Origin of the sequence: Janthinobacterium sp. SUN120, assembly GCF_030397735.1 — a bacterium.
Classification (GTDB): domain Bacteria; phylum Pseudomonadota; class Gammaproteobacteria; order Burkholderiales; family Burkholderiaceae_D; genus Janthinobacterium; species Janthinobacterium kumbetense.
The window spans coordinates 926786-952278 of record NZ_JAPUBW010000002.1 but is presented as its reverse complement, the minus strand read 5'-3'; the positions used below and the strand labels follow the sequence as shown (position 1 = coordinate 952278).

The following is a 25493-nucleotide window of genomic DNA, read 5'->3' as shown; positions in this document are numbered from 1 at the left end:
CGCTGCAAGGCAAGCGTCCCTGGCCATCGCGCCCGTCGCCGGCGCAGGGGTGTTACTGGGTGGCGACGCGCTGCATGGGCGCATTGTCCTTGCGCCATTGTTCCAGGCTGATCAGCTCAGCGCTGACGATGTCGTCGACGAGGATGCGCTTGCCGTCGGGCGAGACGACGAAACTCTCCCACCGATGCGCCGCATCGGGCGTATTTTCGAAAAAGCTCAGCTGATAACAGGCGACGCCATCGACGAGGCGCGTCTCGGGCGACGTTTCCATCACGGCGCCATGGGCGCGGCCGCCCGATGCCTTTTCGATATGCGCCGACCAGGCCTTGATTTCCGGCAAAGCCATCAAGGCATCGATTGCGCGCGCGTTCTGCTCCGGCGCCGCCGTCTGGTTGCTCGCGGCGGGGGCATTGCCTGCCTGCGGCGCGGATTGCTGGTGCAGGTAGAACGCGCCGAGCCCGGCGGCCAGCAAGCCGGCCAGGATGCCTGCGATGATGGTGGTTTTGGAAGAGGAGGCGCGTGGCGGCATGATGGTGAGCGTGAGAAAGAGGGACGATGGCGGCCATGCTAAAGCAAAACGCCCAGGCCGGCAATCGCCGGGGCAGGTAAGCAGCTGTTCACGGGGCGGGTGCCGCATCCAGGGCTGGACGCTCCTGCCTTCGGTTTACCTTTGATATGTTATTAAAAAACATGGCCCCATGAAATTTCCAAATTGAATCAATTAGTGCTTGTATGAAATTGCTTATGTGCTAACTTTGGTGCAGGCGCCCTGTTGCAGGCTGTCTGTTGCGCTGGCGAGGCACGGAATGTCCGGGTTTGGGCTCAGCACATCAACGTCCACGGAGAAACGATGAACATGATCAAACGTACGGCGCTGCTTATTGCGTCATGTTTTCTGGCTGCGTGCGCAAGCACGGGTAAGCAGTTTCCAACGCTCCATGAATCGGCGCATACTGCTGCCGGCGCCGTGGAAAAGACCCTGCCGACCGGCGAGGCGCTTGCCATGCTGCGCCAGATATCAAAGCATGCCGACATGGCCGAAGCAGTTTACCGGCGTGATCTTGATGTGTCGGAGCGCCAGGAGCGCGCCTGCGATTATGTTACCGCCACGGACTCGCCCCCCTTGCGCAGTGGCTTGCCCGATGGGTGGTTTCGGCTGAACCAGCAACTTATCAGGAAACTGGGCATGCAGCCAGCGGGGGAACAAGGTCGCCCGCTGCAACCTTGCCGTGGCGCCAGGGGCTTGCAATATGAGACCTACATCAGGCTGGACGCGTCGGGCCGCCCGCTGGAGGCGGTGCTGGCCTTTCGCGGTACGGAAAATACCAAGTATGAGTGGCGCAGCGACTGGATCGCCAACTTCAGCAACGTCGATTTTGGAGTAGGCGCCAATCCCCAGTTTAGCGAGGCCCGTATAGAAGGGGGGCGCCTGATCGAAGCGCTGGTGCGGGTGTTGCCGAAGACGACATCGTCGCCTGTCTGCAAGGCAGCCAAGAACAGGTCCGAGGGCGTGCAAGCGCCCATCGACCTGGTCGGCCACTCGCTGGGAGGGGGCTTGGCGCAACATCTGGCGTATAGCAGCAAGGCGTGCGATGTGCGCGCAACGATTGCCTTTGATCCCAGCCCGGCAACCGGCTGGTTCTTCTTGCATTGGCGCGGGTGCGTGGTGACGACGGATCCGAATATCTACCGTGTGTATCTTGATGGCGAGGCGCTGTCGTTTGTCCGCAAGGTATCGACCAAATTCAATCAAACGCGTGATCACCGGCGCGACATCCGCATGACTTTTCCCGACGTTGATGTCGGGGCATTCGGGCGGCATAGCATGACTTTGCTGGCTGCCGGTATCAAATATGCCGCGAACAGTCTGCCGCCCGATGATACGGAGAATCGCATTGATTATGCATCGTCCATCGTGTATCCGGAGAGCCTCGGCCAGAACTGAGGGTGCGCCAGGCGAAAAAAAGCCACCTTCCGTAGAAGGTGGCTTTCGGGGCCGCCGGGAGGCGCTGGCAGCTTTTGGTCTGCCAGCCCTGTCCCTGCGTATGCGGCCAGTCGCGCCGTCGCCTGCGCGACTGGCCGCCGGACATTACATCATGCCGTCCATGCCGCCCATGCCGCCCATACCACCCATGCCGCCGCCCATGCCGCCGCCTGCTTTGTCGTCAGCGATTTCGCAGACCATGCAGTCGGTCGTCAGCATCAGCGAAGCGATCGAAGCGGCGTTTTGCAGCGCCGAACGGGTCACTTTGGCTGGGTCCAGGACGCCCATTTCAACCATGTCGCCATACGTGCCGTTGGCAGCGTTGTAGCCGTAGTTGCCCGAGCCAGCCAGTACGGCTGCCACGACGACCGAAGCTTCTTCGCCAGCGTTTTGCACGATCATGCGCAGTGGCTCTTCCATTGCGCGCAGGACGATCTTGATACCAGCGTCTTGATCAGGATTGTCGCCCTTGACCGTGATGTTGGCGCGTGCGCGCAGCAGGGCTACGCCGCCGCCTGGCACGATGCCTTCTTCCACGGCAGCGCGGGTTGCGTGCAGTGCATCTTCAACGCGGGCTTTTTTCTCTTTCATTTCGACTTCGGTGGCTGCGCCAACCTTGATCACGGCAACGCCGCCAGCCAGTTTGGCGACGCGCTCTTGCAGTTTTTCACGGTCGTAGTCCGAGGTCGCTTCTTCGATCTGTACGCGCACTTGTTTCACGCGTGCTTCGATCGAAGCTGCTTCGCCGGCGCCATCGATAACGATGGTGTTTTCCTTGCCCACTTCGATGCGTTTCGCTTGGCCCAGTTCGGCCAGGGTCACTTTTTCCAGGGTCAGGCCGACTTCTTCAGCGATCACTTGGCCGCCGGTCAGGACAGCGATGTCTTCCAGCATGGCTTTGCGGCGGTCGCCGAAGCCAGGGGCTTTCACTGCGCAAGTTTTCAGGATGCCGCGGATGTTGTTCACAACCAGGGTCGCCAGCGCTTCGCCTTCGATGTCTTCCGCGATGATCAGCAGTGGACGGCCAGCTTTTGCGACTTGTTCCAGTACCGGCAGCAGGTCACGGATGTTCGAGATTTTCTTGTCGCACAGCAGGACGAATGGGCTGTCCAGTACGGCAACTTGTTTCTCTGGGTTGTTGATGAAGTATGGCGACAGGTAGCCGCGGTCGAACTGCATGCCTTCAACGATGTCCAGCTCGTCGTTCAGCGACTTGCCGTCTTCTACGGTGATGACGCCTTCTTTGCCGACTTTTTCCATCGCTTCAGCGATACGCTCGCCGATCGAGTAGTCCGAGTTCGCCGAGATCGCGCCAACTTGGGCGATTTCCTTGGTCGTGGTGCAAGGACGGGCGATTTTCGCCAGTTCTTCGACGGTGGCTGCAACAGCCTTGTCGATACCGCGCTTCAGGTCCATCGGGTTCATGCCGGCGGCAACGAACTTCATGCCTTCGCGCACGATGGCTTGTGCCAGCACGGTCGCGGTGGTGGTGCCGTCGCCGGCGTTGTCGCTGGTGCGGGAAGCAACTTCCTTGACCATTTGCGCGCCCATGTTCATGAGCTTGTCTTTGAGTTCAACTTCTTTCGCTACCGACACACCATCCTTGGTGACGGTAGGGGCGCCGAACGAGCGCTCCAGGACCACGTTGCGGCCTTTCGGGCCCAGCGTTACTTTGACTGCGTTGGCGAGGATGTTGACGCCTTCGACCATCTTGGCGCGCGCTGCGTCGCCGAATACTACTTCTTTAGCTGCCATGTTCAATTCTCCTGAGTTTCGGGATGTATCTGTCTACAACGTGGAAACAATTACTTGACGACGATCGCCATGATGTCTTCTTCGCGCATGACCAGCAGCTCATCGCCGTCAACTTTGACGGTTTGGCCGGCGTACTTGCCGAACAGGACGCGGTCGCCCACTTTGACATCCAGAGGACGGACTTTGCCGTCGTCGAGAATCTTGCCATTGCCTACGGCAAGGACTTCGCCTTGATCCGGTTTTTCAGCAGCTGCATCAGGAATGATGAGGCCGGACGCAGTTTTGGTTTCCTGGTCGAGGCGTTTGACGATGACGCGATCGTTCAATGGGCGCAGATTCATACAAAACTCCTTAAAGTTCAATGGATAGGTGTTGCTAAATGAATACATGCCTGGCACAGCGCCAGGCCTGCTTTCAGTGACCGCCGTTGAAAGCAGCCCGCAACGGTCAAGCAAACCCCATGTCATCGAGTGCGTGCCGGCGCTGGGCAGTGGTGGCATCGCGGCGTCGCCCGCCGCGTAGCGTTCCCTGCTGTTGTCCGGCATACACCATCATGTCCTGAGGATTGCTACGAAAGAGTTTGTTAGCACTCTCTACTAACGAGTGCTAATTATAGGGACGGTAGGGGGCTTATTCAAGGGGAACATATAGATAGATGCTGAGCAGAGCCTGCATCTACACAGGGTTTGCGCCAGCACAAGCCTCGTTCCCGGGCGTCAGCAACAGGCGCGACTCTAGCATGTCGTTCGGAGAGGGGGTGTTCCTGTACGCACAGGAAACAGAGTTTGACTATGAAATTTGATAAGATGATTGCAATTGCATATCAATATCGCCATATATCACCGCTCGCGCCAGAAAGAACACCATGCCATTCCCGCTTTCCCGCCCCGCCCTGCGCCTGCTGGGCGCTACCGTCATCGGCCTCGCCTGCCTGGGCAATGCCGCCGCACAAGCGCCCACCATCGTCGATGAAATCACCGTGGCGGCCCTGACCCCGCTGGAAAAGGATATGCTGCTCAATGACTTGTTCAACGACTTGAACAAGGATGACGACGACCAGGAGGCCCATGTGTGGGATAACGGCGGCGACCGCGGCGTGCTGGTGAAAGTCACGTATAACTTCAGCAACTCCGGCATGACGGAGCACAGCCTGAAGGCGCATGTCTGCCGCGACCTGAAATTCGTCGTCACGGCAGGCGACAAGTCGCAGGACCTGAGCCGCCGCACCTGTTCGCAAAACAGCGGCAACTGGGATGTGCAGGGCAAGGATCCGGCGCCCGTCGTGTATCCGCCATTCCTGTCCGACGTGACCATCGCCAAGCTGAATGCGAAGGAGCAGAAAGCCTTGCTGACGGCTGCCGTGCGCACCTTGAAGGATGAAGAGGATGGCAAGACGCGCCAGTGGAGCAACAAGGGCCTGGGCAATGCGGTGCCGCTGGCAGTGCGCCTGACGCCCTCGGGGACGGACGCCAAACCTGGCAGCTACCGCAGTACTTGCCGCGACTTGACGATGGTGCTTGACGGCAAGAGTGGACAACAGACGCTGACGCGCCGCTCGTGCGAAAACCGCTATGGCGGACTCGATATCGAACCCGATTACGTCGACGAGTAAAACGCTGCCATCGCGGCGCTGGCGGATGCGCGCACTTGGCGAAAAGCGCCGGAAAAAGCGTGTATTGTCCGCCAACTGCCCTGCATTGATGTAAATATGTGTGACAGCGGCGTGATTCGATTGACGCCCATGGAGCGTCCGCCCTATAGTGGCGGGATGATTTCCGAATTCAACGAATTATCCGACAAAATAGGCCTGCTGGCCGAAATGACCCATGCGCTGCGCCGTGAAAACGCGCAATTGCGCAAGGACAATGCCGCGCTGGCCGCCGACAACGCCCTGTACGTGCAACGCATGCGCGAGGCGCAGGAGCGGGTGGAAGCGTTGCTGGAAAAAATTCCCGAACTGGTGCAAGCTGGCTTGGAGCAAGCCGCTTCGGAAGCGGGCGCCTATATTGCCGAGAACGAGAAGGAAGCGTAATGCCGCGTGTCGATGTCAATATCATGGGCCAGTCCTACAGCATGGTGTGCCGCGACGGCGAAGAGCGCGCGCTGCGCGAAGCGGCGATCTATCTCGATAGCAAAATGAAAGCCATCCGCGACGCGGGCAAGGTCAAGGGCAACGACCGCATCGCCGTGCTGGCCGCCTTGGGCGTGGCTGCGGAATTCCTGTCCGTGAAGTCGCCGCAAGGTCCGCTGTCGGAATTGACGATACTGGAAGTGAAGCAGAAAATCTCGGCCATGCACACAGTATTGGATAGTGCGCTGACGCCCCAGGAAAACCTTTTTTAAGCGTGCACGCGACGATTTGTCTTTGCGATGCGCGATCAAAGGAGTAAACTTGGGTCTACCCTGCGGTGTTCGCGATTGCCATATATTCCTTGAACCATTTATGCGCATCGGTTGCGAATTTTGTTTGATGGGAGTGAGCGTCGCTCGTTCGACGAACCCGAAATTGAACTAACGTGACCACCTTGAACCGTTTGGTTCGGGATGCCGGCATAGCGGCACAGGCGGGGCCCAATTTGCAGTACAAAGAAAACGGTTGCAGCATCATGCTCAGCCGTTTTTTTACGCCTGTTGCTTTTGATAGGGAGTGAACATGAAACAATACTGGCTGATGAAATCCGAACCCGATGAAGTGAGCATTGACGACCTGATGGCCGCGCCACAGCACACCATGCCGTGGTTTGGCGTGCGCAACTACCAGGCGCGCAACTTCATGCGCGATGGCATGCAGCCGGGCGATGGCGTGCTGTTCTACCATTCCAGCTGTCCGCAGCCGGGCGTGGCGGGCGTGGCTGAAGTGGCCAGCGGCGCGTATCCCGATCACAGCCAGTTTGAAGCGGGCGGCAAATATTTCGATGCCAAGGCGACGCCTGAACAGCCGCGCTGGATCAGCGTCGACGTGCGCGGCCTGAAGAAGACGGCGCTGTTGCCCCTGTCCGAGATGCGCCAGATGCCGGAGCTGGAAGACATGCTGCTGCTGAAGAAGGGCAGCCGCCTGTCGATCACGCCCGTGACGCCGGCGCAATGGAAAGTCATTACCGGCAAGCTGAAAGCCTAGACTTCGACCCGGTTGCGGCCATTCTGCTTGGCCCGGTACAGGGCTTGGTCGGCGGCGGCCAGCAATGCTTCCGGCGTTTGTCCTGCGTCATTCAAGGCCAGGCCGATGCTGGCCGTGACCAGGCCGCCGCGCGACGGCGCGTGGGCGATCGCGGCCGCGGCGATCGCTTCCTGCATCTTGTGCGCCACCGCCAGGGCGCCCGCGCTATCGGTGGCGGGCAGGATGGCGGCAAACTCCTCGCCGCCGAAGCGGGCCGCCAGGTCGCTGGCGCGCGGCAGCGCGGAATGCAGGGCCGCCGCGATCTGCACCAGGCACGCGTCGCCATACGGGTGGCCGAAGGTATCGTTGAGGCTTTTGAAGAAATCGATATCGATGATCAGCAGCGCCAGCGCCTGCTGGTTGCGCGCGGCCCGCTGCCACTCCAGCTGCAGGGTCTGGTCGAAGCAGCGCCGGTTGGCGATGCCCGTCAAGCCATCCGTCAGCGACAGCTTTTCCAGCTTGTCATGCGCCGCGCGCAAGGCCAGTTCGCTTTGCATGTAGCGGCTTTGCAGGGTGGCCGAGCGCAGCGCGTGGACCGTCAGCGCGACAAACAGGGCGCTGGCCGCCAGGTAAAAATTCTCCCGCAGCACGACGAATCCCAGTCCCAGCAGGGCTGCCGTGAAGAAGATGGGGCTGAAGTTGTCAATCAGCAAGGTCAACGGCCGCGGCGGCCGCGCCTCTTCCTCGCCCGGCTGCACGCGCATGGCCAGCACCGCCAGCAGCAGGAAAGGCATGCTGGGCAGTATCTCGCTGGGACCGGATTCGGCCAGCGCGTGCAGGGTCAGGTAATTATAGGCGCCCGCGCAGGCGGCGTAGCACCACAGGAACACACTGAGCAGAAGGTAGAAGCGCCCTTGTGCGCCATCGCGGCGGTGCGCCAGCAGGCGCAGCGAGGCGCAACAGGCCAGGACGAGGTTTTCCACGTTGTACGTCGTCACCAGCAGGCTGGCAGGTATCGGCGCGATCGAGCGCTGGTCGAAGGGCGAGACGGAAAAGATGGCCGTGTAGGTCAGGTAGGCCGCCAGCAGCACTTGCACGGCGTCCAGCCATTGCAGGGTGCGCGAAGGGTGCCGGTCGCTGACGGAGGAAATGGCCAGCAGCAAGGGCGCGCCATACATGAAATAGGCAAAATCGGAGAAATACGTCGTGTCGGACGCCACATGGCCGCTCAGGTCTTGCCAGGCAGAAAGGGCCATGCCCACGCTCCAGAACAGCATGGCGGCCGCAAACAGGCCCCAGCCCGTGCGCACGACGCCGGGTGCGCTCAGGCTGGCGTTGCGGCAGCAGGCGGCCAGCGCCAGCAGTGGCGCCGTCACGCCGAACAGGTAGCTCACGGCGGGACCGCGCGTCCCGGTCCAGGCCGTCAAGGCCAGCTGCGCCAGCACGTAGCCGCCCGCCAGCGCCAGCCAGAATGTCGTGGTCTTCCTCGCATACTGCATGGATGGGACTCCCCGCTCGAATTGCCAACACAGCATGATTGCATGCCCTGCTCTTGTTGCAGGGTAAAGCGATCATTGCGCTATCGCAAGCGAAGATTCATTCCGCAAGGAAATTGTGCTGCTTTGAGGGAAAGGTTGCCGGAGGAGGGGGATGGCGCGCCTGCCTGGCGCGCCATCGGGGGAACAGCGGTTTTACGTGTTGGCGGGGCGGGCCTTGGTGGGCGGCGTGCCCATCACCTGGCTTTTATACGCCCACACGAGCAGCGCGATGGCGCCGACGATCATCGGCAAGGACAGCATCTGGCCCGAGGTGATCGGCACGCCCAGCCACACGACTTCCCAGTCCGGCGTGCGGAAGTATTCCGTGAAGAAGCGCGCGCAGCCGTACAGCAGGGTGAACATGGCGCCCACGGCCATGCGCGGACGCTGCTTGCGCGCATACAGCCACAGGATGATGAACACCAGGATGCCGTCGACCAGCATCTGGTAGATCGGCGACGGGTGCACGGGATACGGGATGCCCGGCCATTGCATGGCCCATGGCAGGGTGTCCGGGGCGATGCGGCCCGGCAGTTCGGCATTGATGAAGTTGCCCAGGCGGCCGGCCGCGTAGCCGAGCGGCACCAGCGGCGCGATGAAGTCGAGCACGTCGAACAGGTTGCGGCCCGCCTTGCGGCTCCACAGGTACATGGCCAGGATGACGCCGAGGAAGCCGCCGTGGAAGGACATGCCGCCATGCCACACCATGAAGATCTCGAGCGGATTGTGCATGAAGTATTCGGGGCGGTAGAACAGCACTTCGCCCAGGCGACCGCCGATCACCACGCCCAGCATGCCGTAGAACAGCATGTCGTCGAGGTCTTCCTTCTTCCAGCCCAGCACGGCGATATGCGGCTGCTTGATGCGCACGCGGCCCAGGATAATGAACAGGGCGAAGGCCAGCACATACATCAGGCCGTACCAGTGCACGGCGAGCGGGCCGATCTGGATGGCTATCGGGTCGGGCATCGGGTGTATCAGCATGGGGTTTCTTTCTTTGTTTAAAGCTAAGGTTGCGTAGTATGGGGGCGCTTGAGGTTTTTTGCCTTAGCGGCCACTTAATTTAACTGGCAGTACCGCCGATCTGCTTGCGCAGCAGCGCCAGGAAACCTTGCAGCACGGCGGAAGGGTTGTCGCGGCGCCAGGCCAGGCCTGTTTCCACCAGCGGCGTGGCGTCCTGCAGCGGCCTGTATTCTACGCCCGGGCGCATCAGATTCGATACCGATTGTGGCACAAGCGCGATGCCCATGCCAGCCGAGACGAGGCTGACGATGGTTTGCATCTGGATCGCTTCCTGGCCGATCTGCGGCGTGATGCCGGCCGCGCGGAACACGCCGAGGATGGCGTCGTGCAGGGCCGGCGAGATCGCGCGCGGGAAGATGATCAAGGGCAGGGGCGGCACGTCGCGCAGGCGCACGGATCCCGGCGTGTTCAAGATGTCGAGGCCGGACGGCGCGGCCAGCACCAGCGGTTCGGCCAGCACGGGCAGGTAATCGAGTTCCCCTTTCGCCTTTTCGGGCAGGGGCGGGATCAGCAAGCCCGCGTCCGTGCGCCCGGCCAGCAATTCGTCCAGCTGCAGGTCGGACGTGGCTTCCTGCAGCGCGATCTGCACCTGCGGATAAGCCGTCTGATACGCGCGCAGCAGCGGCGGCAGCACGCTGTAATCGGCCGAGGAAACAAACGCCAGGCTCAGACGCCCCGCCTCGCCCTGCGCGGCCCGCCGCACCAGCGCCGGCAAGTCCTGCGCCTGGGCCAGCAGCCGGCGCGCCTCGGGCAGCAGGGCGTTGCCGGCCGGCGTCAGCTGCACCTCGCGCCGGGTGCGCACGAACAGGGGTGCGCCCAGCAAGTCTTCCAGGGCCATGATGGTTTGCGACAGGGGTGGCTGCGTCATGTGCAGGCGCGCGGCGGCGCGGCCGAAGTGCAATTCCTCGGCCACCGTGACGAAATAGCGAAGTTGTCGTAATTCAAGATTCATATGCATTTCCATGCTGATCGGATGCTGTGATACATAAAACGACTCACAGACACGTGCATCATATATTTGACAGTGGGACGCGCGCAAGGCAATCTGACGTACCCCCACTGCATGCAGGGTTTTACTGCGAATTTTTCTGTAAGCCCGCACAGTCAGGCACCAACACTTTTGGAAGGTCCATCATGCCGCAATACCGCTCCCGCACCACCACCCACGGCCGCAACATGGCTGGCGCCCGCGCCCTGTGGCGCGCCACCGGCATGAAGGATGGCGACTTCGACAAGCCGATCATCGCCGTCGTCAACTCGTTCACCCAGTTCGTGCCCGGTCACGTGCACCTGAAAGACCTGGGGCAGATGGTGGCGCGCGAGATCGAAGCGGCCGGCGGCGTAGCCAAGGAATTCAACACCATCGCCGTCGATGACGGCATCGCCATGGGCCACGGCGGCATGCTGTATTCGCTGCCGTCGCGCGACCTGATCGCCGACTCCGTCGAATACATGGTCAACGCCCACTGCGCCGACGCCATGGTGTGCATCTCGAACTGCGACAAGATCACGCCGGGCATGCTGATGGCCGCCATGCGCATCAATATCCCCGTCGTGTTCATTTCCGGCGGGCCGATGGAGGCGGGCAAGGTCGTCAAGGTGGTCAACGGCACGCAGAAGATCATCAAGCTGGACCTGGTCGACGCCATGATCAAGGCGGGCGATAGCACGGTGTCCGACGCCGATGTGGCGGAAATCGAACGTTCGGCCTGTCCGACCTGCGGTTCCTGCTCCGGCATGTTTACGGCCAACTCGATGAACTGCCTGACCGAGGCGCTGGGCCTGGCCCTGCCCGGCAACGGCACCATCCTGGCCACGCACTCGGACCGCCAGCAGCTGTTCCTGCGCGCGGGCCGCCTGATCGTCGAACTGGCCAAGCGCCACTACGAGCAGGACGATTACAGCGTGCTGCCACGCTCGATCGCCACCAAGGCCGCGTTTGAGAACGCCATGGCGCTCGACGTCTCCATGGGCGGCTCGACGAATACCGTGCTGCACCTGCTGGCCGCCGCGCACGAGGCGGAAGTGGCATTCACGATGGCCGATATCGACCGCATCTCGCGCAAGGTGCCATGCCTGTGCAAGGTGGCGCCGATGACGGACAAATACCATATCGAAGACGTGCACCGCGCGGGCGGCATCGTGGGCATCCTGGGCGAACTGGCGCGCGCCGGCCTGCTCAACACGACCCTGCCGACGATCCACGCGCCGACCCTGGCCGACGCCATCGCGCAAAACGACATCATGTGCACGGACAATCCGGCCGTGCATGAACTGTTCCGCGCCGCGCCGGGCGGCGTGCCGACGCAGACGGCGTTCTCGCAGTCGGAGCGCTTCGCGGCCGTCGACACGGACCGCAGCACGGGCTGCATCCGCGACAAGGCCCACGCGTATTCGCAGGATGGCGGCCTGGCCGTCTTGTACGGCAACCTGGCGGAAAAGGGCTGCATCGTCAAGACGGCGGGCGTCGATGAAAGCATTTTGAAATTCTCGGGCAAGGCGCGCGTGTTCGAAAGCCAGGACGCGGCCGTCGCAGCCATCCTGGAAGACACCGTGCATGAGGGCGACGTCGTCATCATCCGCTACGAAGGCCCGAAAGGCGGCCCCGGCATGCAGGAAATGCTGTACCCGACGTCGTACATCAAGTCCAAGGGCCTGGGCAAGGCGTGCGCGCTGTTCACGGACGGGCGCTTCTCGGGCGGTTCCTCTGGCCTGGTGATCGGCCACGCCTCGCCGGAAGCGGCCGAAGGCGGCGCCATCGGCCTGGTGGAAGAGGGCGACTTCATCGATATCGACATCCCCGAGCGCACGATCAACCTGCGCGTGACGGATGCCGAACTGGCCGCGCGCCGCGCCGCCATGGAAGCGAAGGGCGACGCTGCGTGGCTGCCCGTCAACCGCGATCGCTACGTGTCGCAGGCGCTGCAGGCGTATGCGGCGCTGACGACGTCGGCCGACCGGGGCGCCGTGCGCGACCTGTCGCAGCTGAAGAAGCGCTGATTTGTTGCGCAGGTAAGACAGCCGGCCCCGATCTGCTGCGCGGGGCCGGCTGTCGTTACATCGCCTTACAAACAACATGGTCATGGGCGCGCAGATGGGGCAGAATATGACTGCCTCTCGTCTACATTGCGTTACTACATTGAAACGCTTGATCTGGGCTCGTGGTGCATCTGCGGAAACACAGTAAAATGCCGCAGGAAGTAACTTTGGAGAAAAGACAATGAAACGTTTTATGTTGGTGAGTGTATTGACCGTATCGGCTCTGGCATCGCAAGCAGCGTTGGCCAATCCGGACCTGGCGAAAGCAAAAAACTGCATGGCTTGCCACGCGGTGAGCACGAAACTGGTGGGCCCTGCGTTCAAGGACGTGGCAGCCAAGTACGCTGGCCAGAAAGACGCGGAAGCCAAGCTCGTGGCGAAAGTCATGAAGGGCGGTTCCGGCACCTGGGGCGCGATCCCGATGCCAGCGAACCCGCAAGTGAGCGATGCTGAAGCCCACACCCTGGTCAAATGGGTACTGGCACAGAAATAATCTGTGCCGCAGTACCTGCAGTCAGCGCGCCGGCAATCCCGGCGCATTTTTTTTGCCTGCCGCCTTCAGATTGCCCATGCCCTCCAGTGTCGCCCGCACCGCCTCGTCGAGCGGCGTATGCGCTTCCTGCCCCAGCACGGCCAGCAGCCGCGCATTGTCCATGGACAGGGGCGTTTGCCACAGATAGCGCATCTCGCGCATTTCGCGCAGGGTCGCCACGAACGGCGACGCCAGCGCCACCAGCCACCACGGAAAACGCCGGATGAAAGGTGGCGCGCCCGTCGCCTGCTCCACCACGCGGGCAATCGCGCCCGTCATTTGCCGGCCGTCGTGGTCCCAGTGGCCCGCCATGTGAAAGCGCGCAAAGGCGGGCAAGGTAGCGCGCATGGCCAGCAATCGCACCATCGTGCGCGCCACGTCTGGCAGGTAGGACCACTGGTGGCCCACGCCGGGCGCGCCCGGATACAGGATGCTGCGCACGCTCTGGCCCGGTTTCACCAGCCCCTGCGAAAACCAGTTATTGCCGGCGCGGGGGCCGAAGAAGTCGCCCGCGCGCACGATCAGGACCCTGGCGCCCTGCGTGGCGGCCCGTTCCAGGCGCGCTTCCAGTTCCACGCGGATGGCGCCCTTGCGCGTGAGCGGGCGCTGCGGCGCGTCCTCTGTCAAGACAGGAAAGGCGTTGGGGCCGAAGTTGTACACGGTGCCAGGCAGCACGATGGTGGCGTTTTCGGCAATCGCCGCGGCGATGGTGTTGTCGAGCATGGGCAGCACCAGCTGGCCCCAGTGGCGGTAGCCGGGCGGATTGACGGCGTGCACGATGACGGCGCAGCCTTTCGCGGCCGCCAGCACGTCTGCGCGCGACAGCGCATCGCCGCGCAGCCATTCGACGTGATCGCCGCGTGGCGACGGCGTTTCTCCCCGCGTCAGGGCGCGCACCTGCCAGCCCGCCGCCAGGAGCTGGCGCACCATCTCGCCGCCGATGCCGCCCGTGGCGCCCAGTACCAATGCCGTGTTTTTCGTGTTTTCCATCCTGACCTCCGTGTGGTTGATGGAGCCAGTATCTGCCGCGCAAGGTTAATTGGGAATTGACGAGTATCGATCACAGGCTATACATTTATGTATGACTACCGCCATCGCCTGGGAATACTATCGTTCGCTGCTGGCCGTGCTGAAGCACGGTTCCCTGTCCGGCGCGGCCCGCGCGCTGGGCATCACGCAACCCACCGTCGGCCGGCATATCGCCGCGCTGGAACAGGCGCTGGGCGCGACCCTGTTTACGCGCTCCCAGCTGGGCTTGCTCCCCACGGAAGTGGCGCTGGCGTTGCGGCCCCATGCGGAAACCATGGAGCACACTGCCGCCCTGATGGAGCGTGCCGCCAGCAGCCAGGGGCAGGGCGTGGCCGGCGTCGTGCGCATCGCGGCCAGCGAAGTGGTGGGCGTGGAAGTGCTGCCGACTATCCTGGCCCGCCTGCGCGCGCGCCATCCGGACTTGACCATTGAATTGGTATTGAGCAATAAAGTGCAGGATTTGCTGCGCCGGGAAGCGGACATCGCCGTGCGCATGCTGCGCCCCCGCCAGGAGCAGCTGGTGGCGCGCAAGGTGGGGGACATTGAATTGGGCCTGCATGCGCACGCGGATTACCTGGAGCGGCACGGCACCCCGCTGGCATTGGCCGACCTGGCGCGCCATGCCGTCATCGGCTACGACGAAGCGAGCCCCTTCGTGCGCAACGCGGGCGCCGCCTTCCAGGGATTTTCGCGGGACAACTTTGCCTGGCGCAGCGACAGCGACCTGGCGCAGCTGGCCTTGATCCGCGCGGGCGCGGGCATCGGCGTGTGCCAGGCGGGGCTGGCGGCGCGCGATCCGGCCCTGCGGCGCGTGTTGCCGCAGGCGTTTGCGCTGCCGATGGAAACGTGGGTCACCATGCATGAAGACTTGCGCGGCAGCCTGCGCTGCCGCGCCACCTTCGACGCGCTGGCCGAAGGATTACTGGCTTATGTGGCCGGACAGCAAGAACCGTAGCGAGCGGATGTGAGTTGTGGCTGAGAAGCGGAGCTGTGCAAATGCACAGTGAGCATCGCAGGCCGCAAATCGCGCCGCGCAGTAGGTTCTATTATTTGACCACTTCCATCTTGGTCTTCTTGCCATCTCGATAGGTGAACAAGGTCAGCGCGCCATCCTTGATGTCGCCGTTGGCATCGAACGAGATCGGCCCCGTCACGCCCTGGTAGTGCACCTTGGCCAGGAATGGCAGGTAGACGGACGGTTTCGACGACTTGGCGTCGGCCATGGCGGTGGCCATGGTCATCACGGCATCGTAGACGTACGGCGCGTACAGCTGCACTTCCATGTTGTATTTCTGCTTGTAGCGGGCGCGGAAATCGTCCATGCCTTTTTGCTGCGCGCCCGTCACGCCGCCCGCTTCCGCGCAGGTGACCATGTCTTCCCCCACGGCGTCGCCCGCCAGCTTGCCCAGCGGTTCCGTGCACAGGCCGTCGCCGCCCATGAACTTGGCCTTGATGCCCAGCGCCTTCATCTGGCGCAGCATGGGGCCGCCCACGGAATCCATGCCGCCAAAGAAGATCAGGTCGGGATTTTTCGACTTGATGCTGGTCAAAATGGCATTGAAATCGGTCGCGTTGGCATTGGTAAATTCCTTGCCGACGATTTGCACGCCTGGCGCTGCCTTCTTGGCGCCTTTGACGAACTGTTCCGCCACGCCCTGGCCGTAGGCCGTGCGGTCATCGATGACGGCGATTTTCTTCGCCTGCAGCTTGCCCACGGCATACGCGCCCAGGGTGCCGCCCAGCTTGTTGTCATTGGCCACCACGCGGAAGGCCGTGTTGAATTTTTGCTGGGTATACGTGGGGTTGGTGGCGGCAGGGGAAATTTGCGGAATGCCCGCATTGAAGTAAATGCGCGAGGCGGGAATCGTCGTGCCCGAATTCAGGTGGCCGACGACGCCGTTGACCTTGGCGTCGACCAGCTTTTGCGCCACGGCCGTGCCCTGCTTGGGATCGGCTGCGTCATCTTCGGGCACCAGCACGAATTTGACGGCTTTGCCGTCGATCTTGAAGCCTTTGGCGTTCAAATCCTCGATGGCCATCTTGGCCGCGTTCTCGTTATCCTTGCCCAGGTGGGAGCTGGCGCCAGAGACCGGGGCGACGTGGCCGATCTTGATGATTTCCTGCGCGCCCGCATGGCCGGCAAAGGCGAGGGCGAGGGCGAGAGGAAGGACTTTGGTCTTGAGCAGCATAAACATTCTCCAATGGATAAAGATACGGCGGCGTCTCGTGAAAACCGCTTCGAGGGGCGGTGCATTTGAAGAAGGTACAACAAAAAACAGGCGGCGCAAAGCCGCTTTTTGGGCTTTTTGCATTTTGTCGCAACAATCACCAAAGTGAGGCGCGATGCACCGATTTCGCAGGCGCGAGCGCACCAAAGAATGGCGTTGGGAGGGATACAGGTGTAGAGAAATCAGGCCAAATATGCCTAGTAAACTGACAGCACCTGATAAAACCGTAGCGAGCGGAAGGAAGAGGTGGCTGAGAAGCGCAACCGTACTAGGGTACGGTGAGCATCGCAGGCCGCCTATACCGACGCGCAGTAGGTTTTTGCAGGTGTCTTAGTGCGCGGGAGGGTGCAGGTGACCCAGCTCGTGGCTGACCGCATGCGCCACGATCTGTTCCAGCGACTGCTGCAAGTCCTCGCGCAGGGCGCCGCGCATGCCGATCAGGGCGTTTTGCAGGGCCGTCTGCAGGACGTGGGCAATGCGCTCTTCCAGCAGGTGGTCGATCTTGCCTTGCACCTGGTGCAGGATGCGCTGCGTCAGGCGCTGTTCGATGGCGTCCCAGTCGGGTTGCACTATGCTCGGGGGCAACACCGGCGCTTCCTCGACGGCAGGCGCAGCCGCAGCTGGAGCGACAGGTTCCGGTACTTCCGGCCCCAGCAGTACTTCCGTCAGCAGGGGGATGCCCTGGTCGAATGGTTGATCACTCATGACTTGCCTGCCACGAAGTGGGTCGGTTGCACGTTTTGCTGGCGGTAGTGCAGGAAGCGCTGGCGGCCCACCTGCGCATCTTGCTCATCCATGGAAACGATCTCGAAGACGCGCTGGAATTGTGCGTAATTAGCGGGCGGCAACTGCGACAGGTTGACGAGGATGTCGTGGTGCGGCAAGTCCGCCGCTGCATCATCGGTCAGGATGATGGGCGTCTGCGCCGCCAGCGGATCGCCGGCCAGCACGTGGGGCAGGAAATCCGTGGCGGAAATGGTCCACATGGCGCTGTTCAAAGCGTCGAGCTGGGCGCCATCTTGCGCCAGGACGACGACCTTGTTGCCGGCCATATACGCCTTGCGCGCCAGGCGGCAGGCGTAGGCCAGCTTGTCCGGCACGTTGCTGTGAAAATCGACGCGGCTCATGGCGGACTCAGGCGGCCATGCCGCTGTGGCGCAGCAGGGCGTCGATCGATGGTTCGCGGCCGCGGAAGGCCGTGAACGATTCCAGCGCGGGGCGCGAGCCGCCGACGGACAGAATTTCCTGCAGGTAACGCTTGCCTGCCGCCGTGGTGGCGGCCGGGCCCAGCGCGCGGGCTTCTTCAAACGCCGCATAGGCGTCGGCGGACAGCACCTCGGCCCATTTGTAGCTGTAGTAGCCGGCCGCGTAGCCGCCGGCGAAGATGTGCCCAAAGGAATTCTGGAAACGGTTGAACGGCGGCGGAATCAGCAGCGAAAACTTGGCGTGCACGCCGTCGATCAGCTGCTGCACGCTCTGGCCCGTGCTGGCATCGTAGTCATAGTGCAAATGCATGTCGAGCAAGGAAAATTCCACCTGGCGCAGGGTTTGCAGGCCGGACTGGAAATTCTTGGCCGCCAGCATCTTGTCGTACAGCGCGCGCGGCAGCGGCGCGCCCGTGACGGCATGCGCCGTCATGTGCTCGAGCACTTCCCATTCCCAGCAGAAATTTTCCATGAATTGCGATGGCAGTTCCACGGCATCCCATTCGACGCCGGCGATACCCGACACGCCCAGCTCGTCGACCACCGTCAACATGTGGTGCAGGCCGTGGCCGAATTCGTGGAACAGGGTGATGACTTCATCGTGCGTGAACAGGGCTGGCTGTACCTTGCCGTCGACCACGGCTGGTTCCGTGAAGTTGCAGGTGAGATAAGCGATTGGCGTTTGCACGTGTTGCGCGTCGGCGCGGCGGCCGCGCGCGTCGTCCATCCAGGCGCCGCCGCTCTTGCCCGCGCGCGCATACAGGTCCAGGTAGAACTGGCCGACCAGCTTGCCGTCGCGCTCGATGCGGTAAAAACGCACATCCTTGTGCCAGACGGGCGCCGTATCGAGCTTGATCTCGACGGCGAACAGGTTCTGGATCTGGCGGAACAGGCCGTCGATCACCTTGTGTTCAGGGAAATACTGTTTGACTTCCTGGGCCGAGAACGCGTAGCGGCGTTCCTGCAGCTTTTCGGAAGCGTACGGCACATCCCATGCTTGCAGTTCGGCAATACCCAGTTCTTCCTTTGCGAATTGTTTCAGTTCTAACAAGTCTTTCTCGGCGAACGGGCGCGCGCGTTGGGCCAGGTCTTCCAGGAAAGCGATGACTTGCGCGGGCGAAGTGGCCATTTTGGAGACCAGCGACACTTCGGCGAAATTGGCGTAGCCGAGCAGTTGTGCCTCTTCGTTGCGCAGTCGCAACAGGGTCACGATGTTCTGCGTGTTGTCCCACTCGTCCTTCTTGCTGAAGACGTCGCCCTGGTCCGATGCCTTGGTGGCGTTGGCGCGGTAGATGGTTTCGCGCAGCGCGCGGTTGTCGGCAAATTGCAGGATCGGGTAATACGAGGGGAAGTGCAGCGAGAATTCATAGCCTTGCTTGCCCGCCTTGTCGGCGGCGGCGCGCGCGGCAGCCTTCACGTCGTCGGGCAAGCCGGCCAGGTCAGCTTCGTTCTCGACCAGCAACTTGTAGTCATTGGTGGCGTCGAGCACGTTTTCGGAAAAGCGCGTCGACACGGCCGCGTGTTCTTCCTGGATGGCGCCGAAGCGCTCTTTCTTGTCCTCGGGCAACTCGGCGCCGCCCAGGCGGAAGTCGCGCACGGCATTGTCGACGATGCGCCGGCGCGCCGGCGACATACTGGCGAAAGCGGGGCTCGCTTGCAGTTGCTTGTATTTGCCGAAGAGGATGTCGTTCTGCTCCAGTTCGGTCCAGAATTCCGTCACCTTGGGCAGGTTCGCATTGTAGGCGGCGCGCAGTTCCTGCGTATCGACCACGCTGTTGAGATGGTTGACGATGCTCCAGGCGCGGCCCAGGGTTTCGTCGATCTGGTCCTGTGGCGTGACGAAGTTCTCCCAGCTCACTTCTTCCATGGGCGCTTCCAGCTGCACCACCGTGGCGCGCGCCTGGGCCAGCAGGGTGTCGATGGCAGGCGTGACATGCTCGTGCGTGATCGCGTCGAAGCGTGGCAGGCCGGAAAAATCAAGCAGGGGGTTGGTATTCATCGTCGGTTCGTCCATTCTGTCTTCATATATGGAGCGCCTGAAAAATGTTCAAGGCCAGGCAACGCCACCATGAGCATTGTCTCAGGTGCTCCTCTTAAATGCGCTCGGCGGCTTCGACCGTGTTCATCAGCAACATGGTGATCGTCATCGGACCCACGCCACCCGGTACCGGGGTGATGTGCGACGCCACTTCCTTGATGCCGGCAAAATCCACGTCGCCGCACAGCTTGCCGTCGTCGTCGCGGTTCATGCCCACGTCGATGACGATGGCGCCCGGCTTGACCATGTCGGCCGTCAGGGTGTTGCGGCGGCCGACGGCGGCCACGACCACGTCCGCCTGGCGCGTGTACAGGCCCAGGTCCGGGGTCGCGCTATGGCAGATGGTGACGGTAGCGTTCGCTTGCAAGAGCAGCAGGGCCATTGGCTTGCCGACGGTGTTGCTGCGGCCGATGACGACGGCGTGCTTGCCGCGCAAGTCCACGCCCGTGCTTTCGATCAGTTTCATACAGCCGTACGGCGTGCACGGGCGGAAGCCGGGCAAGCCCGTCATCAGTTCGCCGGCGCTCAGGACGGAATAGCCATCCACGTCTTTCGTCGTGGCGATCGCTTCGATGACCTTGTGCGGATTGATGTGCTTGGGCAAGGGCATTTGCACGAGGATGCCGTGGATGGCCGGGTCGGCATTCAGGCTGGCGATGCGTGCCAGCAAGTCCGCTTCGGACAGGTCCGCTTCATATTTTTCCAGCACCGAGTGGAAACCCACGTCGCCGCACGCCTTGACCTTGTTGCGGACATACACCTGGCTGGCCGGGTCTTCGCCGACGAGAATCACGGCCAGGCCGGGCTGGGTGCCCTTGGCCGTGAGGGCGGCGGCGCGCGTGGCGATCTCGCTGCGCAGTTTTTGGGAGAGGGCGATTCCGTCGATCAGTTGTGCTGGCATGGTAGGGAGGCTGTGTGGGAGGGAAAAGTCAGATTATAAAGCCGGGCGGCGCAAAGGGGCGGTTTTGGCGCCAATGCCGTGACGTTAAAAAGCGGGCCGGAGACGCGAGCCTGAGAAAATGCCGATGGCGGCGTTGCAGCTCCTTGCCGTACTGGCGTACTGTCTGTGTCGCCGCGCCTTGCCCTCGACATTTTTCAGGCCCGCCTGCCCCGGCATAAAAGCGGGCCACAGACGCGAGCCTGAGAAAATGCCGATGGCGGCGTTGCAGCTCCTTGCCGTACTGGCGTACTGTCTGCGTCGCCGCGCCTTGCCCTCGACATTTTTCAGGCCCGCTTGGCCCGGTATGCCTGTGCTGGCGACGGGGGGGGGTAATTCGGTTTGCTGGTGTGCTCGTAGAGCAGGGGCGGCCAGGGCATGCAAGTTTTCCGGTTTCGGCGCTATTTGCTACTCTGATCACCCTAATTTCCGGGCAGAATTTGCGGCAGTGCAGCATAAATTTCATAGGGTGATTTCATAATGCGAAATGCTATATCGTAATTTGAAAAATAGTAAATACGCTGTTAGAATCCCCACACTAAACCGACTTAATAGTAAATAATCAGCGAAATACCGTCCGACAGCGATCCGGAAAATCGGGGTGGGGCGTTCACAAAGGAGACTCAACAGATGTCAGCTCAACTGAACCAGGTAACGACACAGATCGGCACCGACCCGGATATGCAGGAAACCAAGGAGTGGCTGGACGCGCTCGAAGCCGTGCTGGAAAATGAAGGTCCGGAACGCGCGCATTACCTGATGGAGCGCATGGTTGACCTGGCCCGCCGCCGCGGCGCGCAGATCCCGTTCTCCAGCACCACCGCCTACGTCAATACCATCCCCACCAAGCAAGAAGCACACTGCCCCGGCAACCTGGAATACGAAGAGCGCCTGCGCTCGTGGATGCGCTGGAACGCCATGGCCATGGTCGTCAAGGCCAACCGCGCCGACGGCGACCTGGGCGGCCACTTGTCCTCGTTCGCTTCGCTGGCGAACATGCTGGGCATCGGTTTCAACCACTTCTGGCACGCGCCGACGGCCGACCACGGCGGCGACCTGCTGTACATCCAGGGCCACTCCTCGCCCGGCGTCTATGCGCGCGCCTTCCTCGAAGGCCGCTTGACGGAAGAGCAAATGCTGAACTTCCGCAAGGAAGTCGACGGCAAGGGCCTGTCCTCGTACCCGCATCCGAAGCTGATGCCTGACTTCTGGCAGTTCCCGACCGTGTCGATGGGCCTGGGCCCGCACATGGCGATCTACCAGGCGCGCTTCCTGAAGTACCTGCACGCACGCGGCATCGCGAAAACCGACAACCGCAAGATCTGGGCCTTCTGCGGCGATGGCGAGATGGACGAGCCGGAGTCCTTGGGCGCGATCGGCCTGGCCGCACGCGACATGCTCGACAACCTGGTCATCGTGGTCAACTGCAACCTGCAGCGTCTGGACGGCCCTGTGCGCGGCAACACCAAGATCATCCAGGAACTGGAAGGCGAATTCCGCGGCGCCGGCTGGAACGTCGTCAAGGTCATCTGGGGCCCGGGCTGGGACGCCCTGCTGGCACAGGACAAGGAAGGCATCCTGCAGCGCGTGATGATGGAAACCGTCGACGGCGAATACCAGAACTACAAGGCGAAAGATGGCGCCTACGTGCGCAAGCACTTCTTCGGCAAGCATCCGAAGCTGCTGGAAATGGTTGCCAACATGACGGACGACGACATCTGGCGCCTGACCCGTGGCGGCCACGATCCGCACAAGATCTATGCGGCATTCAAGATCGCCCAGGAACACAAGGGCCAGCCGACCGTCCTGCTGGTGAAAACCATCAAGGGCTACGGCATGGGCAAGTCCGGCGAAGCGCGCAACACGGCGCACCAGACGAAAAAACTGGACGACGAAGCCATCCGCGAAATGCGCGACCGCTTCTCGCTGCCTATTCCTGACGACAAGCTGGCCGACATCCCGTTCTTCAAGCCTGCCGACGATGCGCCGGAAATGGTCTACCTGCACGAGCGCCGCAAGGCCCTGGGCGGCTACCTGCCGCAGCGCCGCCAGAAATCGGAAGAAACCCTGCCCGTGCCTGGCCTGGACGCGTTCAAGAACGTGCTGGAAGCCACGCCTGAAGGCCGTGAAATCTCGACCACGCAAGCGTTCGTGCGCGTCATCTCGACTCTGCTGAAAGACCCGAACCTGGGGCAGCGCGTCGTGCCTATCCTGGTCGATGAATCGCGTACCTTCGGCATGGAAGGCCTGTTCCGCCAGATCGGCATCTACAACCCGAAAGGTCAGTTGTACGAGCCGGTCGACAAAGACCAGGTCATGTACTACCGCGAAGACAAGGCTGGCCAGATCCTGCAAGAGGGCATCAACGAAGCGGGCGGCATGAGCTCGTGGATCGCTGCGGCGACGTCGTATTCGACCAACGACCGCATCATGATCCCGTTCTACACCTTCTACTCGATGTTCGGCTTCCAGCGCATCGGCGACCAGGTATGGGCTTCGGCCGACATGCGCGCCCGCGGCTTCCTGATGGGCGGCACGGCCGGCCGCACGACCCTGAACGGCGAAGGCTTGCAGCACGAAGATGGCCACAGCCATATCTTCGCCGCGACCATCCCGACCTGCATGCCGTACGACCCGACCTTCAGCCATGAAGTCGCCGTCATCATCCAGGACGGCCTGCGCCGCATGATCGCCAACCAGGAAGATGTGTTCTACTACATCACGATCATGAACGAGAACTACGCCCAGCCAGGCATCAAGCCAGGCCAGGAAGAAGGTATTCTGAAAGGCATGTACAAGCTGCAGGAAGGCCCGGCCGACGCCAAGCTGCGCGTACAGCTGATCGGTTGCGGCACCATCCTGCGCGAATCGATCTTCGCCGCCGAATTGCTGCAAAACGACTGGGGCGTGGCTGCGGACGTGTGGTCGGCGCCGTCGCTGACCCTGGTGGCCCGTGATGGCCAGGATGCGGAACGCTGGAACATGGTCAACCCGTCGAAAGAGCAGCGCGTACCTTACGTGACGTCGCTGATGCAGGACACGGACGGCCCGATCGTCGCCACGACCGACTACATGCGCGCGTTTGCAGAACAGATCCGCGCCTTCATGCCGAAGGGCCGCACTTATAAAGTGCTGGGCACCGATGGCTTTGGCCGCTCGGACAGCCGCGCCAAGCTGCGCGAGTTCTTCGAAGTGAACCGTTATTATGTCACCGTGGCTGCGCTCAAATCGCTGGCTGACGAAGGCAAGATCGACGTGTCGGTGGTGGAGCAGGCGATCGCCAAGTACGGCATCGACGCGAACAAACCGAATCCGGTGACCCAGTAATCGTTGTGCGGACCCGATGATGCCAGGGCGGTGCGAAAGTGCCGCCCTGGCGTGTGTGCGGGTCCATCTGACAAATAAAATAACGGAGCAAGCTATGAGCATTGTGGAAGTCAAAGTCCCGGATATCGGCGATTTCAAGGAAGTCGAGATCATTGAACTGATGGTCAAGCCAGGCGATACGGTCAAGGTCGACCAATCCCTGATCACGGTCGAATCGGACAAGGCCAGCATGGAAATTCCATCGAGCCACGCCGGTGTTGTCAAGGAATTGAAAGTCAACGTGGGCGACAAGATCGCCGAAGGTTCGCTGGTCCTGCTGCTGGAAGTGGCGGACGACGCCTCGGTCCCGGTATCGGCGCCAGCGCCTGCCGCTGCCGCCCCTGCACCGGCTGTTGAAGCTGCACCAGCCGCCGCTCCCGCGCCAGCGCCTGCCCCTGCCGGCGTGCCAGCGCTGGTGGAAGTGACCGTGCCCGATATCGGCGACTTCAAGGAAGTCGAAGTCATCGAACTGATGGTCAAGGTGGGCGATGCGATCAAGGTCGACCAGTCGCTGCTGACGGTCGAATCGGACAAGGCCAGCATGGAAATTCCATCGAGCCATGCCGGTATCGTCAAGGAATTGAAGGTCAAGGTCGGCGACAAGGTCGCCAAGGGCTCGCTGGTGCTGGTCGTTGAAACGACCGGCGGCGCTGCCGCTCCTGCTGCAGCACCTGCCGCCGCACCGGCGCAAGCTGCCGCCGCGCCAGCCGCTGCCGTCGCTTCGGCGCCGGTCGCCGCTGCTGCCCCGGCACCAGTTGCCGCCGCACCTGCCGTGAATGGCAAGCTGGCGCACGCGTCGCCTTCGATCCGCAAGTTTGCGCGCGAACTGGGCGTGGACCTGGCCCGCGTGGGCGGTTCCGGTCCGAAGGGCCGCATCACCCAGGAAGACGTGCAGAATTTCGTCAAGGGCGTGATGTCGGGCGCCGTCGCCGCGCCGAACGCGCCAGTCGCTGCCAAAGGCGGTTCGGGCGTGGGCCTGGACCTGCTGCCTTGGCCGTCGCTGGACTTCAGCAAGTTCGGCACGACCGAATTGCTGCCGCTGTCGCGCATCAAGAAAATCTCGGGTCCGAACCTGCACCGCAACTGGGTCATGATCCCGCACGTCACGCAGTTCGACGAAGCGGACGTGACGGACCTGGAAGCGTTCCGCGTCGACACCAACGCTGCCAATGCGAAGAACAAGGATGCGGCCAAGCTGACCATGCTGGCCTTCGTCATCAAGGCCTCCGTCGCCGCGCTGAAGAAATTCCCCGCGTTTAACGCTTCGCTGGATGCCAAGGGCGAAAACCTGATCCTCAAGCAGTACTACAACATCGGCTTCGCGGCCGACACGCCGAATGGCCTGGTGGTGCCCGTGATCAAGGGCGCGGACCAGAAGTCGGTCTCGCAAATCGCCCGCGAAATGACGGAACTGTCGCTGCAGGCGCGCGAAGGCAAGCTGAAACCGGCCGACATGCAGGGCGCCAGCTTCACGATTTCGTCCCTGGGCGGCATCGGCGGCACGCACTTCACACCTATCGTCAATGCGCCGGAAGTGGCTATTCTGGGTCTGTCGAAAGCCTCGATCAAGCCGGTATGGGATGGCAAGGCCTTCCAGCCGCGCCTGATGATGGGCACCTCGCTGTCCTACGACCACCGCGTGGTCGATGGCGCGATGGGCGCGCGATTCTCCGTGTACCTCGGCGAAGTCCTGGCCGACATGCGCAAAATTCTGCTGTAAGG

At 62.2% G+C, this 25493-nt stretch carries 22 protein-coding genes and 1 other RNA gene; 11 read left to right on the top strand and 12 right to left on the bottom strand.

The window, feature by feature from the left end; all coding sequences use genetic code 11:
- Positions 1-52: 52 nt before the first annotated feature.
- Entirely contained in the window at positions 53-529 is a 477-nt protein-coding gene (locus O0879_RS14020) for a hypothetical protein (protein WP_289916933.1), read from the bottom strand.
- Between the two features lie 321 nt (positions 530-850).
- Here O0879_RS14020 and O0879_RS14015 point away from each other — a divergent pair, with 321 nt between their 5' ends.
- Positions 851-1945: a hypothetical protein gene (locus O0879_RS14015; RefSeq protein WP_289911283.1), complete on the top strand. Its 1095-nt coding sequence runs from the start codon at positions 851-853 to the stop codon at positions 1943-1945.
- Positions 1946-2089: 144 nt separating this feature from the next.
- On the opposite strand, the gene groL is transcribed toward O0879_RS14015, so the two are convergent.
- Both groL and groES read right to left on the bottom strand, forming a co-directional pair.
- On the bottom strand, positions 2090-3739 hold the full coding sequence (gene groL, locus O0879_RS14010) for a chaperonin GroEL (RefSeq protein ID WP_034786546.1): 1650 nt from the start codon (positions 3737-3739) through the stop codon (positions 2090-2092).
- 50 nt (positions 3740-3789) lie between these two features.
- Positions 3790-4080: a co-chaperone GroES gene (gene groES, locus O0879_RS14005; RefSeq protein WP_010400979.1), complete on the bottom strand. Its 291-nt coding sequence runs from the start codon at positions 4078-4080 to the stop codon at positions 3790-3792.
- Positions 4081-4604: 524 nt separating this feature from the next.
- Between groES and O0879_RS14000 the strand changes: the two genes are divergently transcribed.
- The 5 genes from O0879_RS14000 to O0879_RS13980 all read left to right on the top strand — a co-directional run bounded on the left by O0879_RS14000 (position 4605) and on the right by O0879_RS13980 (position 6857).
- Positions 4605-5351 (top strand): hypothetical protein, encoded by a 747-nt coding sequence (locus O0879_RS14000; RefSeq protein ID WP_289916932.1) that lies wholly within the window; start codon positions 4605-4607, stop codon positions 5349-5351.
- Between the two features lie 156 nt (positions 5352-5507).
- Positions 5508-5771, top strand: a complete 264-nt coding sequence (locus tag O0879_RS13995) for a hypothetical protein (RefSeq protein ID WP_035821615.1) — start codon at positions 5508-5510, stop codon at positions 5769-5771.
- Positions 5771-6082: a cell division protein ZapA gene (locus O0879_RS13990; protein ID WP_034747344.1), complete on the top strand. Its 312-nt coding sequence runs from the start codon at positions 5771-5773 to the stop codon at positions 6080-6082. The genes O0879_RS13995 and O0879_RS13990 overlap by 1 nt, the downstream gene beginning before the upstream one ends.
- A 54-nt stretch (positions 6083-6136) precedes the next feature.
- Positions 6137-6314: non-coding RNA, 6S RNA (gene ssrS / locus O0879_RS13985), on the top strand.
- A gap of 78 nt (positions 6315-6392) precedes the next feature.
- Positions 6393-6857, top strand: a complete 465-nt coding sequence (locus tag O0879_RS13980; RefSeq protein WP_099666763.1) for an EVE domain-containing protein — start codon at positions 6393-6395, stop codon at positions 6855-6857.
- On the opposite strand, the gene O0879_RS13975 is transcribed toward O0879_RS13980, so the two are convergent.
- The 3 genes from O0879_RS13975 to O0879_RS13965 all read right to left on the bottom strand — a co-directional run bounded on the left by O0879_RS13975 (position 6854) and on the right by O0879_RS13965 (position 10349).
- Positions 6854-8371, bottom strand: a complete 1518-nt coding sequence (locus tag O0879_RS13975) for a diguanylate cyclase (protein ID WP_289916931.1) — start codon at positions 8369-8371, stop codon at positions 6854-6856. The genes O0879_RS13980 and O0879_RS13975 overlap by 4 nt on opposite strands.
- A 156-nt stretch (positions 8372-8527) precedes the next feature.
- Entirely contained in the window at positions 8528-9358 is an 831-nt protein-coding gene (gene lgt, locus O0879_RS13970) for a prolipoprotein diacylglyceryl transferase (RefSeq protein WP_152283306.1), read from the bottom strand.
- 79 nt (positions 9359-9437) lie between these two features.
- Positions 9438-10349 carry a LysR family transcriptional regulator gene (locus O0879_RS13965; RefSeq protein WP_289916930.1) on the bottom strand — a complete coding sequence of 304 codons (912 nt, stop codon included), beginning with the start codon at positions 10347-10349 and terminating at the stop codon, positions 9438-9440.
- Between the two features lie 182 nt (positions 10350-10531).
- Between O0879_RS13965 and ilvD the strand changes: the two genes are divergently transcribed.
- Positions 10532-12397 carry a dihydroxy-acid dehydratase gene (gene ilvD / locus O0879_RS13960; protein ID WP_289898712.1) on the top strand — a complete coding sequence of 622 codons (1866 nt, stop codon included), beginning with the start codon at positions 10532-10534 and terminating at the stop codon, positions 12395-12397.
- 220 nt (positions 12398-12617) lie between these two features.
- Positions 12618-12929 carry a c-type cytochrome gene (locus O0879_RS13955; RefSeq protein ID WP_099666767.1) on the top strand — a complete coding sequence of 104 codons (312 nt, stop codon included), beginning with the start codon at positions 12618-12620 and terminating at the stop codon, positions 12927-12929.
- 21 nt (positions 12930-12950) lie between these two features.
- Here O0879_RS13955 and O0879_RS13950 read toward each other — a convergent pair whose 3' ends face one another.
- The gene (locus O0879_RS13950; protein ID WP_289916929.1) at positions 12951-13958 is read right to left on the bottom strand and encodes an NAD-dependent epimerase/dehydratase family protein; all 1008 of its coding nucleotides are present in this window, start codon (positions 13956-13958) and stop codon (positions 12951-12953) included.
- A 91-nt stretch (positions 13959-14049) separates the two neighbouring features.
- On the opposite strand from O0879_RS13950, the gene O0879_RS13945 reads away from it, so the two are divergent.
- Complete coding sequence (locus O0879_RS13945; RefSeq protein WP_289916928.1) at positions 14050-14952, top strand: LysR family transcriptional regulator; 903 nt, start codon at positions 14050-14052, stop codon at positions 14950-14952.
- 91 nt (positions 14953-15043) lie between these two features.
- On the opposite strand, the gene O0879_RS13940 is transcribed toward O0879_RS13945, so the two are convergent.
- From O0879_RS13940 to folD, 5 genes are all read right to left on the bottom strand, one after another.
- On the bottom strand, positions 15044-16186 hold the full coding sequence (locus O0879_RS13940) for a branched-chain amino acid ABC transporter substrate-binding protein (RefSeq protein ID WP_070301412.1): 1143 nt from the start codon (positions 16184-16186) through the stop codon (positions 15044-15046).
- A 369-nt stretch (positions 16187-16555) separates the two neighbouring features.
- Positions 16556-16930 carry a hypothetical protein gene (locus O0879_RS13935; protein WP_289911277.1) on the bottom strand — a complete coding sequence of 125 codons (375 nt, stop codon included), beginning with the start codon at positions 16928-16930 and terminating at the stop codon, positions 16556-16558.
- A complete protein-coding gene (locus tag O0879_RS13930; RefSeq protein ID WP_289916927.1) occupies positions 16927-17352 on the bottom strand; it encodes a DNA polymerase III subunit chi in 426 nt (141 codons plus the stop codon). Before O0879_RS13930 ends, O0879_RS13935 begins: the two co-directional genes overlap by 4 nt.
- 7 nt (positions 17353-17359) lie before the next feature.
- Entirely contained in the window at positions 17360-19429 is a 2070-nt protein-coding gene (locus tag O0879_RS13925; protein ID WP_289916926.1) for a M3 family metallopeptidase, read from the bottom strand.
- Positions 19430-19523: 94 nt separating this feature from the next.
- Positions 19524-20369 (bottom strand): bifunctional methylenetetrahydrofolate dehydrogenase/methenyltetrahydrofolate cyclohydrolase FolD, encoded by an 846-nt coding sequence (gene folD, locus O0879_RS13920; protein ID WP_099666771.1) that lies wholly within the window; start codon positions 20367-20369, stop codon positions 19524-19526.
- A 666-nt stretch (positions 20370-21035) separates the two neighbouring features.
- Between folD and aceE the strand changes: the two genes are divergently transcribed.
- Positions 21036-23732, top strand: coding sequence for a pyruvate dehydrogenase (acetyl-transferring), homodimeric type (gene aceE / locus O0879_RS13915; RefSeq protein ID WP_034747396.1), 2697 nt, complete (start codon positions 21036-21038; stop codon positions 23730-23732).
- 94 nt (positions 23733-23826) lie between these two features.
- A complete protein-coding gene (gene aceF / locus O0879_RS13910; protein ID WP_289916925.1) occupies positions 23827-25491 on the top strand; it encodes a dihydrolipoyllysine-residue acetyltransferase in 1665 nt (554 codons plus the stop codon).
- The last annotated feature ends 2 nt before the right edge of the window (positions 25492-25493 follow it).

What these genes read in the sequence shown, in the direction of transcription:
- ilvD (WP_289898712.1), top strand. Translation starts at nt 10,532, where the DNA reads ATGCCGCAATACCGCTCCCGCACCACCACCCACGGCCGCAACATGGCT.
- groES (WP_010400979.1), bottom strand. Translation starts at nt 4,080, where the DNA reads ATGAATCTGCGCCCATTGAACGATCGCGTCATCGTCAAACGCCTCGAC.
- lgt (WP_152283306.1), bottom strand. Translation starts at nt 9,358, where the DNA reads ATGCTGATACACCCGATGCCCGACCCGATAGCCATCCAGATCGGCCCG.
- O0879_RS14020 (WP_289916933.1), bottom strand. Translation starts at nt 529, where the DNA reads ATGCCGCCACGCGCCTCCTCTTCCAAAACCACCATCATCGCAGGCATC.
- O0879_RS13940 (WP_070301412.1), bottom strand. Translation starts at nt 16,186, where the DNA reads ATGCTGCTCAAGACCAAAGTCCTTCCTCTCGCCCTCGCCCTCGCCTTT.
- O0879_RS13925 (WP_289916926.1), bottom strand. Translation starts at nt 19,429, where the DNA reads ATGAATACCAACCCCCTGCTTGATTTTTCCGGCCTGCCACGCTTCGAC.
- O0879_RS13980 (WP_099666763.1), top strand. Translation starts at nt 6,393, where the DNA reads ATGAAACAATACTGGCTGATGAAATCCGAACCCGATGAAGTGAGCATT.
- O0879_RS14000 (WP_289916932.1), top strand. Translation starts at nt 4,605, where the DNA reads ATGCCATTCCCGCTTTCCCGCCCCGCCCTGCGCCTGCTGGGCGCTACC.
- aceE (WP_034747396.1), top strand. Translation starts at nt 21,036, where the DNA reads ATGTCAGCTCAACTGAACCAGGTAACGACACAGATCGGCACCGACCCG.
- O0879_RS13990 (WP_034747344.1), top strand. Translation starts at nt 5,771, where the DNA reads ATGCCGCGTGTCGATGTCAATATCATGGGCCAGTCCTACAGCATGGTG.
- O0879_RS13955 (WP_099666767.1), top strand. Translation starts at nt 12,618, where the DNA reads ATGAAACGTTTTATGTTGGTGAGTGTATTGACCGTATCGGCTCTGGCA.
- O0879_RS14015 (WP_289911283.1), top strand. Translation starts at nt 851, where the DNA reads ATGAACATGATCAAACGTACGGCGCTGCTTATTGCGTCATGTTTTCTG.
- O0879_RS13950 (WP_289916929.1), bottom strand. Translation starts at nt 13,958, where the DNA reads ATGGAAAACACGAAAAACACGGCATTGGTACTGGGCGCCACGGGCGGC.
- aceF (WP_289916925.1), top strand. Translation starts at nt 23,827, where the DNA reads ATGAGCATTGTGGAAGTCAAAGTCCCGGATATCGGCGATTTCAAGGAA.
- O0879_RS13930 (WP_289916927.1), bottom strand. Translation starts at nt 17,352, where the DNA reads ATGAGCCGCGTCGATTTTCACAGCAACGTGCCGGACAAGCTGGCCTAC.
- groL (WP_034786546.1), bottom strand. Translation starts at nt 3,739, where the DNA reads ATGGCAGCTAAAGAAGTAGTATTCGGCGACGCAGCGCGCGCCAAGATG.
- O0879_RS13935 (WP_289911277.1), bottom strand. Translation starts at nt 16,930, where the DNA reads ATGAGTGATCAACCATTCGACCAGGGCATCCCCCTGCTGACGGAAGTA.
- O0879_RS13995 (WP_035821615.1), top strand. Translation starts at nt 5,508, where the DNA reads ATGATTTCCGAATTCAACGAATTATCCGACAAAATAGGCCTGCTGGCC.
- O0879_RS13965 (WP_289916930.1), bottom strand. Translation starts at nt 10,349, where the DNA reads ATGAATCTTGAATTACGACAACTTCGCTATTTCGTCACGGTGGCCGAG.
- folD (WP_099666771.1), bottom strand. Translation starts at nt 20,369, where the DNA reads ATGCCAGCACAACTGATCGACGGAATCGCCCTCTCCCAAAAACTGCGC.
- O0879_RS13945 (WP_289916928.1), top strand. Translation starts at nt 14,050, where the DNA reads ATGACTACCGCCATCGCCTGGGAATACTATCGTTCGCTGCTGGCCGTG.
- O0879_RS13975 (WP_289916931.1), bottom strand. Translation starts at nt 8,371, where the DNA reads ATGCTGTGTTGGCAATTCGAGCGGGGAGTCCCATCCATGCAGTATGCG.